Source organism: Aeromonas sp. QDB63, assembly GCF_027707425.1.
Taxonomy (GTDB): Bacteria; Pseudomonadota; Gammaproteobacteria; order Enterobacterales; family Aeromonadaceae; genus Aeromonas; species Aeromonas caviae.
In genome coordinates, this window is the sequence record NZ_JAPCIS010000023.1 from 32,777 (window position 1) to 46,296 (window position 13,520).

11 protein-coding genes and 1 riboswitch are annotated in these 13,520 nt (G+C 62.4%); of the genes, 5 read left to right on the top strand and 6 right to left on the bottom strand.

Going from position 1 to position 13,520, the window contains the following annotated elements; genetic code table 11:
• Nucleotides 1-8 precede the first annotated feature (8 nt).
• Nucleotides 9-3,470 (top strand): hybrid sensor histidine kinase/response regulator, encoded by a 3,462-nt coding sequence (locus PG879_RS14320; RefSeq protein WP_210600402.1) that lies wholly within the window; start codon nt 9-11, stop codon nt 3,468-3,470.
• A gap of 201 nt (nt 3,471-3,671) precedes the next feature.
• A riboswitch (cyclic di-GMP riboswitch) is annotated at nt 3,672-3,758 on the top strand.
• Between the two features lie 111 nt (nt 3,759-3,869).
• Nucleotides 3,870-6,467: a glycosyl hydrolase family 18 protein gene (locus PG879_RS14325; protein WP_210600404.1), complete on the top strand. Its 2,598-nt coding sequence runs from the start codon at nt 3,870-3,872 to the stop codon at nt 6,465-6,467.
• 140 nt (nt 6,468-6,607) lie between these two features.
• Here the strand turns inward: PG879_RS14325 and PG879_RS14330 are convergent, their stop codons facing one another.
• The gene (locus PG879_RS14330) at nt 6,608-7,408 is read right to left on the bottom strand and encodes a putative RNA methyltransferase (protein ID WP_010673236.1); all 801 of its coding nucleotides are present in this window, start codon (nt 7,406-7,408) and stop codon (nt 6,608-6,610) included.
• A gap of 127 nt (nt 7,409-7,535) precedes the next feature.
• Nucleotides 7,536-8,174, bottom strand: a complete 639-nt coding sequence (gene crp, locus PG879_RS14335; protein WP_010673237.1) for a cAMP-activated global transcriptional regulator CRP — start codon at nt 8,172-8,174, stop codon at nt 7,536-7,538.
• A gap of 372 nt (nt 8,175-8,546) precedes the next feature.
• Between crp and PG879_RS14340 the strand changes: the two genes are divergently transcribed.
• A complete protein-coding gene (locus PG879_RS14340) occupies nt 8,547-8,951 on the top strand; it encodes an OsmC family protein (protein ID WP_010673238.1) in 405 nt (134 codons plus the stop codon).
• A gap of 48 nt (nt 8,952-8,999) precedes the next feature.
• Complete coding sequence (locus PG879_RS14345) at nt 9,000-9,299, top strand: hypothetical protein (protein ID WP_041211192.1); 300 nt, start codon at nt 9,000-9,002, stop codon at nt 9,297-9,299.
• 69 nt (nt 9,300-9,368) lie between these two features.
• Here PG879_RS14345 and PG879_RS14350 read toward each other — a convergent pair whose 3' ends face one another.
• The 3 genes from PG879_RS14350 to PG879_RS14360 all read right to left on the bottom strand — a co-directional run bounded on the left by PG879_RS14350 (nt 9,369) and on the right by PG879_RS14360 (nt 11,269).
• Nucleotides 9,369-9,902, bottom strand: coding sequence for a lipoprotein (locus PG879_RS14350; RefSeq protein ID WP_043152620.1), 534 nt, complete (start codon nt 9,900-9,902; stop codon nt 9,369-9,371).
• A 16-nt stretch (nt 9,903-9,918) separates the two neighbouring features.
• Nucleotides 9,919-10,788, bottom strand: coding sequence for a phosphoribulokinase (locus PG879_RS14355; protein WP_010673241.1), 870 nt, complete (start codon nt 10,786-10,788; stop codon nt 9,919-9,921).
• 235 nt (nt 10,789-11,023) lie between these two features.
• Nucleotides 11,024-11,269, bottom strand: coding sequence for a YheU family protein (locus PG879_RS14360; protein WP_010673242.1), 246 nt, complete (start codon nt 11,267-11,269; stop codon nt 11,024-11,026).
• A gap of 89 nt (nt 11,270-11,358) precedes the next feature.
• On the opposite strand from PG879_RS14360, the gene PG879_RS14365 reads away from it, so the two are divergent.
• A complete protein-coding gene (locus PG879_RS14365; protein ID WP_210600406.1) occupies nt 11,359-12,510 on the top strand; it encodes a GGDEF domain-containing protein in 1,152 nt (383 codons plus the stop codon).
• Here PG879_RS14365 and PG879_RS14370 read toward each other — a convergent pair.
• The gene (locus tag PG879_RS14370; RefSeq protein WP_210600408.1) at nt 12,492-13,475 is read right to left on the bottom strand and encodes a hydrolase; all 984 of its coding nucleotides are present in this window, start codon (nt 13,473-13,475) and stop codon (nt 12,492-12,494) included. The two genes, PG879_RS14365 and PG879_RS14370, sit on opposite strands and share 19 nt — an antisense overlap.
• Nucleotides 13,476-13,520 lie beyond the last annotated feature (45 nt).

Sequence of the window (13,520 nt, forward strand, 5' to 3'; positions counted from 1 at the left end):
GTAGAGAGATGCACCAAGGATGGCTGCTGATCGGATTGTCGCTCGCCTATCTGGGCTTGCTGTTCCTCATCGCCTATGTGGCGGACAAGAACAAGCGCCGTCGCCCCAAGGGGCAGCCTCTGCTCTACAGCCTGTCGCTGGCGGTCTATTGCACCTCCTGGACCTTCTTCGGCACAGTGGGCCAGGCCAGCGAATCCCCCTGGTCGCCGGTGCCCATCTACCTGGGCCCCATGCTGGTGTTCCTGTTTGGCTGGCGCTTGCTGGCCCGCCTCATCCTGGTGGCCAAGCGTGAGCACATCACTTCCATCGCCGATTTCATTGCCGCCCGTTATGGCAAGTCCCAGCGCCTGGCCATGGTGATCAGCCTCATCGCCGTCATGGGGATACTTCCCTACCTGGTGCTGCAGCTCAAGGCGATCGTCACCGGGCTCGATCTGCTGATGGCCAACAGCACGGGGGTCAGCCCCACCAGCAACATGGCGGAGCTGGCGCTGGGGGTCACCCTGCTGCTGGCCCTGTTCAGCATTCTGTTCGGCACCCGCAACCTGGATGCCACCGAGCACCACAGGGGCATGGTGGTGGCCATCGCCTTCGAGTCCGTGGTCAAGCTGCTCGCCTTCATGGCGGTGGGGGGCTTTGCGCTCTGGCTCATCATCGCCAGACCGAGCGAGGCGCGTACCCTGGTGGCGGGCGACTTCCTCGATGCGGTGGTGGCGGTGACGCCGGGCGGCCTGCTGGAGCTCGCCATCTACACCCTGATCGCCATGTGCGCCGTCATCTGCCTGCCGCGCCAGTTTCACGTGACCGTGGTGGAGAACAACCAGGGGCAGGATCTGCACTGGGCCCGCTGGATCTTCCCCCTCTATCTCTTCCTGATGGGGCTCTTCATCTGGCCGCTGGCGCTGGCAGGCAAGCAGTGGGTCGGGGCAGACATGGCCTCGGACACCTATGTGATAAGCCTCCCCATGTCCCTCGGATTCGACGGCATGGCGATGCTGGCATTTCTCGGCGGCACCTCGGCGGCCACCGGCATGGTGATCGTCTGCACCATCGCCCTGGCCATCATGGTGAGCAACGATCTGGTGTTGCCGGTCCTGCTGCGCCGGGTCTGGCAACAGGGGCGGGACGAACGCCTGATGCGGTTGCTGCTGCAGGTGCGTCGGGGCGCCATCTTGCTGATTTTGCTGGCGGCCTGGGCGCTCTATCTCTGGCTCGGGGATCTCACCAGTCTGTCACGCATCGGTTATCTTTCGTTCGGGGCCGTGGCGCAGTTCGCGCCAGCCCTGCTGCTCGGCCTGTACTGGCGTCATGGCAATCGCAAGGGCGTCTATCTCGGACTCTCCCTCGGGGTCAGCCTCTGGTTCGTGACCCTGCTGGCGGAGAGCGGACTGCTGGCAGGCTCCCCCCTCGAAGCCCTGCTGGCGCCCCCAGACTGGCCGGCGGTGCGGGATCTGAGTCTGGGGGCCTGGTGCCTCTTCCTGAGTCTTCTGCTCAACCTCGCCGGCTATGTGGCGGGCTCCCTGCTGTCACGGGCGGCGGTGAGCGAGCGGCTGCAGGCCGCTAACTTCGTCGGCAAGACGAGCCGGGATACCTCGGCGCTTTATCATGCGCGGGTCTCGGTGAAGGAGCTGGAGATGCTGGCGGCCCGCTTCGTCGGTTCCAGCCGCGTCAAGCGGGCCTTCGGTCGCTTCGCCGGCGAGCGGGGAGGCACCCTGGCGCCCCAGATGCAGGCCTCCGCGGAGCTCATCGCCCACACGGAGCGACTGCTGGCGGGGGTATTCGGTACCTCGTCCGCCCGCCTGGTGCTGGCCTCTGCCCTGCAGGGACGCAACATGCAGCTCGAGGAGATCGCCACCATAGTGGACGAGGCCTCCGACATGTTCCGCTTCAACCGCGGCCTGTTGCAGGGGGCAATCGAACACATGGGGCAGGGGATCTCCGTGGTGGACAGGGAGCTCAGGCTGGTGGCCTGGAACCGACGCTACATCGAACTGTTCTCCTATCCCCCCGGTCTCATTCAGGTGGGCCGTTCCATCGAGGAGATCATCCGCTACAACGCCGGACAGGGGTTGTGCGGCCAGGGAGACATCGAGGCCCAGGTGGCGCGGCGGGTCGCCTTCATGAAGCGTGGCAGCCCCCATGTCTCGGCGCGGGAGCGTCCCGATGGCCGAGTCATCGAGATGCAGGGCAACCCCATGCCTGCGGGGGGCTTTGTCATGACCTTCACCGATATCACCCCGTTCAGGGCGGCGGAGCGGGTGCTGCGGGAAGCGAACGAGCACCTGGAGGCGCGGGTGGCCGAGCGCACCCACGAGCTCTCCGAACTCAACCGCCAACTGCTGCTGGTAAACCAGCAGGTGGAGCGGGCCAACCAGTCCAAGAGCCGGTTCCTTGCGGCGGTGAGCCACGACCTGACCCAGCCGCTGAACGCGGCCAAGCTCTTTACTTCCTCCTTGCTGGAGATGCTGCCCCCGGAGGACGAACCGGCCCGCATCGCTCGCCACATCGACGACGCTCTGGGGGCGACCGAGGATCTCATCACCGATCTGCTGGACATCTCGCGCCTCGAGGCGGGCAAGTTCAAGGCGAAGAAGCTCGATTTCGCCCTGAGCGATGTGCTGGACAATCTCAAGGCGGAATTCGGCGTGCTGGCCCAGGCCGGTGGGATCCAGTTCTCCGTGGTGGAGAGCCGCCTTGCGGTCTACAGCGATGTGCGCTTGCTGCGGCGGGTGTTGCAGAACTTCCTCACCAACGCATTTCGCTACAACCCCGGCGGTCGGGTGCTGCTCGGCTGTCGCCGTATGGGGGAGAAGGTGCGCATCGAGGTGTGGGACAACGGCCCCGGCATCCCGGAGGGCAAGCAGGAGGCGATCTTCGACGAGTTTTCCCGCCTCGATCACTCCCGCACCGCCAGGGAGCAGGGGCTTGGCCTCGGGCTCGCCATCGCCCGCGGCATCTCGCTGGTGCTGGGTCATCAGCTCTCCCTGCGCAGCTGGCCCGGAGCGGGGTCCGTCTTTGCCATCACCCTGAACCTCGCGACCCGGCCCGTCATCCCCAGCCAGGTGACGACCCCGGCCCTGCGAGACAGTCAGCTGGAAGGGGTCAGGATCCTCTGCATCGACAACGAGGAGGATATCCTCATCGCCATGGCCTCGCTGCTGGGACGCTGGGGCTGCGAGGTGCGCTGTGCCCAGAGCCTGGAGCAGGCGGAAGAGATCATCGGCGGCGGCTTCCTGCCTGCGCTGGTGCTGTCGGACTATCACCTGGATGACGGCAAGACCGGGTTGCAGGCGTTGCACATGATCAGGCTGGCCCATGGCAACGGTATCGGCGGCATCATCATCAGTGCGGATCGCAAGAGCGAGTTGCAGGCACAGATCCGTGAGCACGGCTTTGGCTACGTGAGCAAACCGGTCAAACCTCTCAAGCTGCGCGCCCTGATGAACAGCCTGCTGATGCCGGTTCAGTGACTGGTCTCACATAATCGAGCATTGGCTGAACATTTTCTGGATGCCATCCAGGTGTCATGATCGGCGATGATGGTGCCTCTTTCGTCGCCATTTGCCGAGTTTGGTGATAATTGAGTCTTGTTGGGTGTCACTTTTGGCAGGTGGCACCCGAGCGACTCTCCTCTATAGTCATTCGGCGATTATTTTTGTCGCAAATCAAGTTGTGCAAAAAGGCAAACCGGATGAAAGTCCGGGACGCAAAGCTTCCGGTCTAAGGGTCTGCGTACCTAGGATAGCGGGGCCACCACAGGTTGTATCGTCCATGGGCCAAGCCATGGTTGCGATGTTGTCTGCGTTACCTGGCAGGTTGCGTTGCCTTTTTCGTTGTTAATTCCAATAACGAAATAAGGAAGTTCAAATATGTTAAGTCCAAAACTTTCCCTGCTGGCGCTTCTGGTCGGGGGGCTTTGCACTACCTCCGCCTTCGCCGCTGCCCCGGGCAAACCCACCATTGGCTCCGGCCCCACCAAGTTTGCCATCGTTGAAGTCAATCAGGCCGCTTCGGCCTACAACCAGCTGGTGACCGTCCACAAGGATGGCGCTCCCATCAGCGTGACCTGGAACCTCTGGTCCGGTGACGTCGGACAGACCGCCAAGGTACTGCTCGACGGCAAGGAGGTGTGGTCAGGCCCGGCCTCCGCCGCGGGTACTGCCAACTTCAAGGTCACCAAGGGGGGGCGTTACCAGATGCAGGTGGCCCTGTGCAACGCCGACGGCTGCACCCTCTCCGACAAGAAGGAGCTGATGGTCGCCGATACCGACGGCAGCCACCTGGCGCCGCTCAATGCGCCCCTCAAGGAGAACAACAAGCCCTACGCCAACAAGTCCGGCAAGGTGGTGGGGGCCTACTACGTGGAGTGGGGGGTCTATGGTCGCAAGTTCACCGTGGACAAGATCCCGGCCCAGAACCTGACCCATATTCTCTACGGCTTCACCCCCATCTGCGGTGGCAACGGCATCAACGACAGCCTCAAAGAGATCTCCGGCAGCTTCGAGGCGTTGCAGCGCTCCTGTGCGGGCCGCGAAGACTTCAAGGTCTCCATCCATGATCCCTGGGCGGCGATCCAGATGTCCCAGGGCAACCTCAGCGCCTGGGATGAGCCCTACAAGGGCAACTTCGGCAACCTGATGGCCCTCAAACAGGCCCACCCGGACCTCAAGATCCTGCCGTCTGTCGGCGGATGGACTCTCTCCGATCCCTTCTATTTCCTGGGTGACAAGACCAAGCGCGATACCTTCGTCGCCTCGGTCAAAGAGTTCCTGCAGACCTGGAAATTCTTCGACGGCGTGGACATCGACTGGGAGTTCCCGGGCGGACAGGGGGCCAACCCCAGCCTGGGCGGCCCGAATGACGGCGCCACCTATGTGGTGCTGATGAAGGAGTTGCGAGCCATGCTCGATGAACTGGAAGCCGAGACCGGCCGCCAGTATGAGCTGACCTCGGCCATCAGCGCCGGCGGTGACAAGATTGCCAAGGTGGATTATCAGGCGGCCCAGCAGTACATGGACCACATCTTCCTGATGAGCTACGACTTCAGCGGCGCCTTCGGCCTGACGAATCTGGCCCACCAGACCAACCTCTTTGCCTCCAGCTGGGATCCGGCCACCAAGTACACCACCGACAAGGGCGTCAAGGCGCTGCTGGGTCAAGGGGTGACACCGGGCAAGATTGTGGTGGGGGCGGCCATGTATGGCCGTGGCTGGACCGGAGTGAAGAACTACCAGGCCGGCAATCCCTTCACCGGCACCGCTACCGGACCGGTGAGCGGTACCTGGGAAAATGGCGTGGTGGATTACCGCGACATCGTCAACAACCGCATGGGCGCAGGCTGGGAGCAGGGCTATGATGAGTCGGCCGAGGCCCCCTATGTCTTCAAGGCCAGCAGTGGTGACCTCATCACCTTCGACAACGACCGCTCGGTCAAGGCCAAGGGGCAGTACGTACTGGCGAACCAGCTCGGCGGTCTGTTCGCCTGGGAAATCGATGCGGACAACGGCGACATCCTCAACGCCATGCACGAGGGGCTGGGCCACGGCGAGGGTACGCTGCCGCCGGTCAACAAGCCGCCGGTTGCCAATGCCGGCAGCGATCTGAGTGCCACCGGCCCGGCCGAGGTGACCCTCAACGGCAGTGCCTCCCACGATCCGGAAAACGGGGCGCTGACCTACAGCTGGAAACAGGTCTCCGGACCCCAGGCCAGCCTGCTGGATGCCACCCAGGCCAAGGCCCGTGTGGTACTGGATGCCGTCAGCAGCGACATCAATCTGGTGTTCGAGCTGACCGTGACCGACGATCAGGGGCTCTCGGCCAAGGATCAGGTGGTGGTCACCAACAAGGCGCCGCAGCCGAACCTGCCCCCCGTGGTCAGCGTACCGGCCAGTGCGACCGTCGAGGCCGGCAAGCAGGTGAGCATCAAGGCCACCGCTTCCGATCCCAATGGTGATGCCCTGAGCTATCAGTGGACAGTGCCGGCCGGGCTCAGTGCCACCGGTCTGGACAGCGCGACCCTGGTGGTAACGGGTTCGAACGTGACCAGTGATACGGCCTACGATCTGACCCTGGTGGTCACCGACGGGGCGCTGGATGCCACAGCCGTTACCCGCCTGACCGTCAAGCCGGCCAGTACAGGTGGTGGCTGCGAGGCCAGCGATCCGGATGCGGCCAACCACCCGGCCTGGAGTGCAGGTACCGTCTACAACACCAATGACAAGGTGAGCCACAAGCAACTGGTGTGGCAGGCCAAGTATTGGACCCAGGGCAACGAGCCGAGCCGCACCGCCGATCAGTGGAAACTGGTGAGCCAGGTGCAACTGGGTTGGGATGCCGGAGTGGTCTACAACGGTGGTGATGTCACCAGCCACAACGGCCGCAAGTGGAAGGCCCAGTACTGGACCAAGGGCGATGAGCCCGGCAAGGCCGCCGTCTGGGTCGATCAGGGCGCGGCGAGCTGCAACTGATCTGCCGTGATGAAAAATGGGGCCGAGGGCCCCATTTTTGTCTTGTTGCGTGGTCGGGTGTCTCTTCCCTGTCAGGGGAAAGGCGCACTCGCTTTGTCAAAAAGGCCCGTCAGGGCCTTTTTTCATGGTATGTCACCGGTTTACAGCGGTTTTTGCCACAGGCTGAGCAGCAGATCCTGCTCGAGGGCGTCGGGCCCCTGGTGGGTGAAGGCATGGCGCTGCTCGCCGCTGGCACGCCAGCCGAGGCGGCTGGTCTCCAGAATGTGCTCGCGCAGGCCCTGATCCAGCGCCGTACTGAACTGGGCGCGTTGCTGGGCAACATTGACAAGCCCGGTGAAGGCGGGCCAGCTCAGGGGATGTTCCATGCTCACCGGATTGAGGCTGACGCGCAATTGCCACTGATGGCGAGGGCCTGGCTGCACGTGGAGCAGATAGCCGCCCGGCGCCAGCCAGCTGACCAGGAGTTCCGTCTTGACCTTGAGGTCGTTGACCAGCAGCACCTGGGCCGTGCCAGGCAGCAGCGGGGCGCGCGCCGGGTCGGCGATGACGAACTGGCCTTCCGGTTGCGCCTTGTTGGCAGCGAAGATGGCATTCTTGGCCAGATCGAAACCGCCGACCTGCCAGCCGGGCAGCCGCTCAGCCAGGGCGCGGCAGTAGTACCCCTCGCCACAGCCGAGGTGGACAAGCTCGCGCTCGCCAAGAGGAGCGAGCAGGTTCGCCATGGCGTCCACCAGAGGCAGTTGGTGGCCTTGTTCCAGGAAGCGGCGCTTGGCGCGCAGCAGGGCCCGGCTGTCGCTGTCCTTGGGGTTCTTCTTGCCGGGGATGAGGTCCAGATAGCCTTCCGGTGCGGGATCGAAGTGGTGCTTGTTGTCGCAATAGACCCCGCGGGAGGCGGCATGAAGGTGCAGGGGGCTGCGGCAAAGGGGGCATTGAAGGTGCATAGGAGTTCTCTTGGCGAAGGCCATGACGGCGGGGCGCTCGGGATTATAGGGGAGAGGATCGGAAAAGGCTGCCATGGGCAGCCTTTTTATCCAACGGCGCTGTGCGGGCGCCGTCGGCGGAACCCGGTCAGCGGGTACCAAACACCACTATGGTCTTGCCGTGGGCGGAGATGAGCTCCTGCTCTTCCAGCATCTTGAGGATGCGGCCGACGGTTTCACGGGAGCAGCCGACGATCTGGCCGATCTCCTGGCGGGTGATCTTGATCTGCATGCCATCCGGATGGGTCATGGCATCCGGCTGTTTGGCCAGGTTGAGCAGGGTCTGGGCAATGCGGCCGGTCACGTCCAGGAAGGCGAGGTTGCCGACCTTCTGGCTGGTGTGCTGCAGGCGTTTGGCCATTTGACCGGATAGACGCATCAGGATGTCCGGGTTGACCTGGATCAGCTGGCGGAACTTCTTGTAGGAGATCTCGGCGACTTCGCAGGCGCCTTTGGCACGTACCCAGGCGGAACGCTCCGGATTCTCGTTCTCTTCGAACATCCCCATCTCGCCCAGGAAATCCCCCTGATTCAGGTAGGAGAGGATCATCTCCTTGCCTTCGTCATCCTTGATCAGGACGGCGACGGTGCCCTTGACGATGTAGTAGAGGGTTTCCGCTTTTTCACCGGCGTGGATCAGGGTGCTCTTGGCGGGATACTTATGAATGTGGCAATGCGACAAGAACCACTCAAGGGTGGGATCGCTTTGCGGTTTGCCAATGATCATGAGACTTCCTCTGTAGTGTCATTTTTATGGACTGTGCGTCCAGGCAAGTTGCCAAGCTTGCCATTCCTTACTCTTTGGTCGCAGTAGAATAAGAGCCTTTGCCTGTGCTGACAAGGCTTTGGGGTTTTGCCGTCCACCGGTGAGCCGCCATCTGCTGCGTCGTCCGGGGCATTCTAGGCAAGAAGAGGAGGTCGGATGTTGATTTCGATCTATTTCCCTTTGGGTCGTTGTCCGTTTCGCAGGAGAGGCTTGTCGCCACAAACGGGGCTTTATCGCCGGGAACGGGCAAGAACCTGGCGCATGTGCCACTCGACCCCGGCTTGAGGTATGCTATGGGCGTTAGAACCGTCGTCATTGAGAGGAAAGTGAGAGATGAAAGCCAAGGTCAGCTGGGTGGAAGGCATGAAGTTTGTGGGGGAGAGCGAGTCCGGTCATCAGGTGACCCTGGATGGCGCCAACCCGGGTGAAGGTGCCAGCCCGATGGAGATGATCCTGCTGGCTGTCGGCGGTTGCAGCTCCATCGATGTGGTCTCCATCCTGGAGAAGGCCCGTCAGTCCGTGACCGCCTGCCATGTCGAACTGGAAGGGACCCGCGCCGATACCGTTCCCCGGGTATTTGAGCAGATCCACCTCAAGTTCGTGGTGACCGGCAAGGGGTTGGCGGAGAAGCAGGTCGCCCGTGCGGTGGATCTGTCCATGGAAAAATATTGTTCAGTTTCCCTGATGTTGGAAAAAGCGGTAGAAATTACCCATAGTTATCAAATTCTTGAGGGTTGACCGCTATAGTTTGTCCCGTCGATAACGCCATGACATAAGGAAAGTGCGATGAAAAAAATGATGATGTTGCTTCCCCTGTTCGGTCTGGCCGCCTGCAGCATGCCGCAGCCGACCCAGTATCAATACAGCCAGTATCAGTGCGGGGAAGAGTTGCTGGCCATCACCTATGATGCCCAGGCCGACATGGTGCAGTTCCCTTATGCCGGTGTCTATCACAAGTTGGGGCGCATCGAGTCGTCCAAAGAGACTGCCAGCTATTCCGACGGGGTGACTACCTTCTCCCGCCAGGACAAGCAGGCCACCCTGGTCAAGAGCGGTGTGACCCAGCTGACCTGCGAGTTGAAGTGACCCTGATGCCGTCACGGCGTGCATGGAAAACGGCCTGCGTGAAGCAGGCCGTTTTTGTTGAAAGAGACATCAGTCTGACGGTAGCGAGCCCAGCAACTGGGCGGCCAGTTGCTGGCTAAGCTGGCCACGGGCTTCCTCTGCGACGGGCACGTCGCTGGCGAGCTGGATGGCGCTGCTCCACACCGCTTTCTGGCTATGCCCGTCGAGCAGCACGACGGCCAGGGTCCCCTTGCGGGCATTGGCGGCGGCGTTCAGGCCAGGTGTCATGCCGAGGCGGGAGAAGATCTCGCCATCGCTCATGTCCTGGCTGCCAGCTACCCCGATGGCGACCCAGACGTCGGCCTCATCCAGGGGAACGCTGCGCCAGCCTTTGCCGTCCAGTTGCCGGATGACGGCCTGCTGTACCGGCTCGAGCCAGGGCGCGGCGCTGTTGCCCGCATACTGGAATTGTTCGGCCAGCGCATAGCGTGGTGTCGCCCCGTAGGTCCAATGCTCCGCCGGGCGAACCACCATGGTACCCGTTTCGACCGTGGGTGCGGCGGGGCCGGAGCTGCAACCCCCCAGCAGGGTTGCCAGCGTGAATGAGAGAAGTGCAGCGCGCATCATTAAGCTCCTTGGCTCAGGTGATCTTGCCCGTTTCGATCAGTTGCTGGATCAGGGGGCGCAGGATCAGTTCCATTGCGAAGCCCATCTTGCCACCCGGCACGACGATGGTGTTCATCCTGGACATGAAGGCGCCGTCTATCATCGACAGCAGGTAGGGGAAGTCCACCTGCTTGATGCCCCGAAACCTGATCACCAGCATACTCTCGTCCAGGCTGGGTATCACCTTGGCGCTGAAGGGGTTGGAAGTATCGACGGTCGGCACCCGCTGGAAGTTGATGTGGGTGCGGGAGAACTGCGGCGTGATGAAGTTGATGTAGTCATCCATGGAACGCACGATGGAGTCGGTCACCGCCTCGCGGGAGTGGCCGCGTTCCGAGGTGTCGCGAATGAGCTTCTGGATCCACTCCAGGTTGACGATGGGCACCACGCCGATGAGAAAGTCCACGTGCCGCGCCACGTTGTGCTCCCCCGTGACCACGCCGCCATGCAGTCCTTCGTAGAACAGCAGATCCGTCTCGCCGGGCAGATCCTGCCAGGGGGTGAAGGTGCCAGGCATCTGGTTGAAAGGCACTGCCTCGTCGAAGCTGTGCAGATAGCGCCGGTACTGGCCGGTGCCGCTCTGGCCATACTCCTGGAAAAAGGACTCCAGCAGACCGAAGTCGTTGGCCTCCGGGCCGAAGTAGCTGATATGCCGCCCCTGCTCCCGGGCCTTGCGGATAGCCACGTCCATCTCGGGCCTGGTGTAGCGGTGAAAACTGTCCCCCTCGACCACGGCCGCCTTGTATCCAAGCTGGTGGAACATGGAGCGGAAGGCGTTGGTGGAGGTGGAAGTACCGGCACCGGACGAACCGGTGACCGCGATGATGGGATGCTTGGCGGACATAGAATTCTCTCTTCCTTGGGAGTTCCGTTATAAGGGGTGGCCCAAAGTGCGGTCAAGTGCGCCGTCATCCTCCCGCTGCCCCCACGCTTCCCGGCAATAGCTGTGAACAAGGGCTGCCTTGTGCTCTGGGTACGTTGGAATAGGTGCTGCTGGGTGGCGAACTGGTCATGCGGCCTGATGATGTGTGCTGGATAGGGGGAGGGCGGGGTGAGCCGCCCGATAAGCCGTGACCGCGTTACGCCTGGGGGAAGTCGTCAGTGGGTGACTTGCTTAAATGAGTCTTTGGGACGACATTGACACTTTCGTGCAGCTCGCTGTAGACAAGCACGGCGCTACCTTGTAGCAATTGTTGCCTGACTGCTTCGACCTTGTCGGTCAGGCTGACATCCTGTTCACCGTATTCGGTGCCTTCTTGCAGCACAAAGTGTTCGAGCAGGTTGGTGAGGGTGTCCGGCTCCAGTTCTTGCCAGGGGATAATCATGATTTCATCTTCACTCAGTGGATTGCGGATATTGTCGGTGTCTGGTCGGCAAGCGCAAGGGATTTGTCTCGTTTTGGACGAGGGGTGCCATGCCATCCATTGACGAACGCCGACCCTCCAGTCAATTCGAACAGCACCTGTTCGATGCCCGCCACCGCGCCCTGAGCGCCGGTTTGCGCTGGTACTGGGTCATCAATCTCATCGCCCTCGTATTTCTGCTGACCCGCTTCTACATCTATCGGGATGCACACCTGGTACTGGTCGGCAACCTGCCCTGGTCCTACAAATGGCAGCTCTTTGCCATGATAGGTGTTGGCCTGCTGCTGCCGCTCGGGTGGGGCTGGCTCTCCCGTCAATCCCATGCCATCTGGCTGGTGTCCCTGTGCGTCTGTGCCCTGGCCTGGGGGCTAGCCTGGGCCATGGTGGGTTACACCATCTCGATCGTCGACTTGAAGGGGGGCTTCAGTTTCATTTTCAACATGGTCAGTCTGTTGCTGCTGACCGGTCTCGTCGCCGCGTATTGCGATGTGCGGCTGTTTTACGCCCTGGTGTCGGTCCCCCTGCTGTTCTTGTTGGTGAGAGCCTCCTGGAGTCCTGAGCCCTTTGTTCTGGTCAACACCATCGTGGTCGGGGTCTTGCTGGTGGTGCTGGAGACGGGACGGCGCATGCTCAACGGCTGGTTCGAGCTTGCGGTGTCAAGGGAGCACGACAACCTGATGCTGGCAAACAAGATGAATGCCATGGCCAACCGGGATCCCCTGACCGGCATTGCCAACCGTCGCCACTTCGATCAGGCGTGCAAGCGTGCCATTGCGCAAGGCACCACCCAGGATGTACCGCTCACCGTGATCCTGCTCGATGTGGATTTCTTCAAGCGCTACAACGATCGCTATGGTCATCAGGCGGGGGATGAGTGCCTGATCCTGGTGGCCGAGTGCCTGGAGGAGAGTGTGCGGGAGCCCGGCGATCTGGTGGCGCGCTACGGGGGAGAGGAGTTCGTGGTGCTGCTGCAGGAGACGACGCTGGCCGGTGGCCAGGAGGTGGCGGAGCGCATTCGCGCCACTCTGGCGGCCAGGGCTCTGCCCCATGAGGATTCCGACGTTTCCCCCCACCTCACCCTGAGCCAGGGGATAGCCCAGTGGCGAGCCGGGGAGAGCCTCGTCATGCTGCTCGAGCGGGTCGATGGCGCCCTCTATCAGGCCAAGGAAGAGGGGCGCAACGGTTACCGGTTCGCGCCCTGAGTCTGTTCCCGCAACCACTGGCTGATGCGCTCATCCAGCCAGAAGCGGGGGCGCCAGGGAGAGCCGTGCAGGAAGCCCACGTGGCCGCCCTGGCGGCTCAGCTCGTAGCGCACCAGAGGGGAGAGCTGCTCCGCCGCCGGAATGACGGCATCGGTCATGAAGGGATCGTCGGCGGCGTGAATGACGAGGGTCGGGATGGGAATGCGGGCCAGCATGCCCAGGCCGGAGCAGGTCTGGTAGTAGTGATCGGCGCTCTCGAAACCATGGAGCGGTGCCGTCACCAGCTCGTCGAACTCCCTCAGTGTGGCGATGCGGGTGATCTGGGCCGGCTGCCAGCGCGCCCGTGCCGCGCTCTGGCGCCGGATCTTGCTTTGCAGGTTGGTTCGCATGGTGCGCAGCAGGTAGTTCTGATAGACCCGTGAGAAGCCCTGATTGACCCGATCGGCACAGCTTGCCAGTTGCAGCGGGGCCGATACTACCACCGCCGCCTTCAATGGTGCCGGGCAGGCCCGCGCCAGCAGATTGACCAGCATGTTGCCCCCCAGGGAATAGCCGATGGCGACCAGGGGACGGCCAGGAAAACGCCGCCCCAGCTCGACAATTACCGCCTGGGCGTCCTCGATGGTGCCTGAGTGATAGGCCTGCAGCAGCCGATTCGGCTCGCCACTGCACCCCCGAAAGTGCATCAGCACCGCCTCGTTCCCTTGCCGCTGCAGGTGGGCAAAGAGCCCCTTGGCATAGTGGGAGTGAATGCTCCCCTCCAGTCCGTGGAACACCACCACCAGGGGTTGTTCATCCTGGACGGGTTCGCCGCTCCAGGCCAGATCAACGAAATCGCCGTCCGTAAGTTCGAAGCGCTCCTGGATGAAGCGGGCAGGCGAGCGGCGCAGCCACTTGGGCAAAATGGTTTGCAGATGGGGGTTGCGGGCCCACCAGGGGGCGTGAAAGTGGCTTTCTGTCAACATGCAACGACTCGGAAGAGCAGGGAGGAAAAGGGGGCGGCGAGCCCT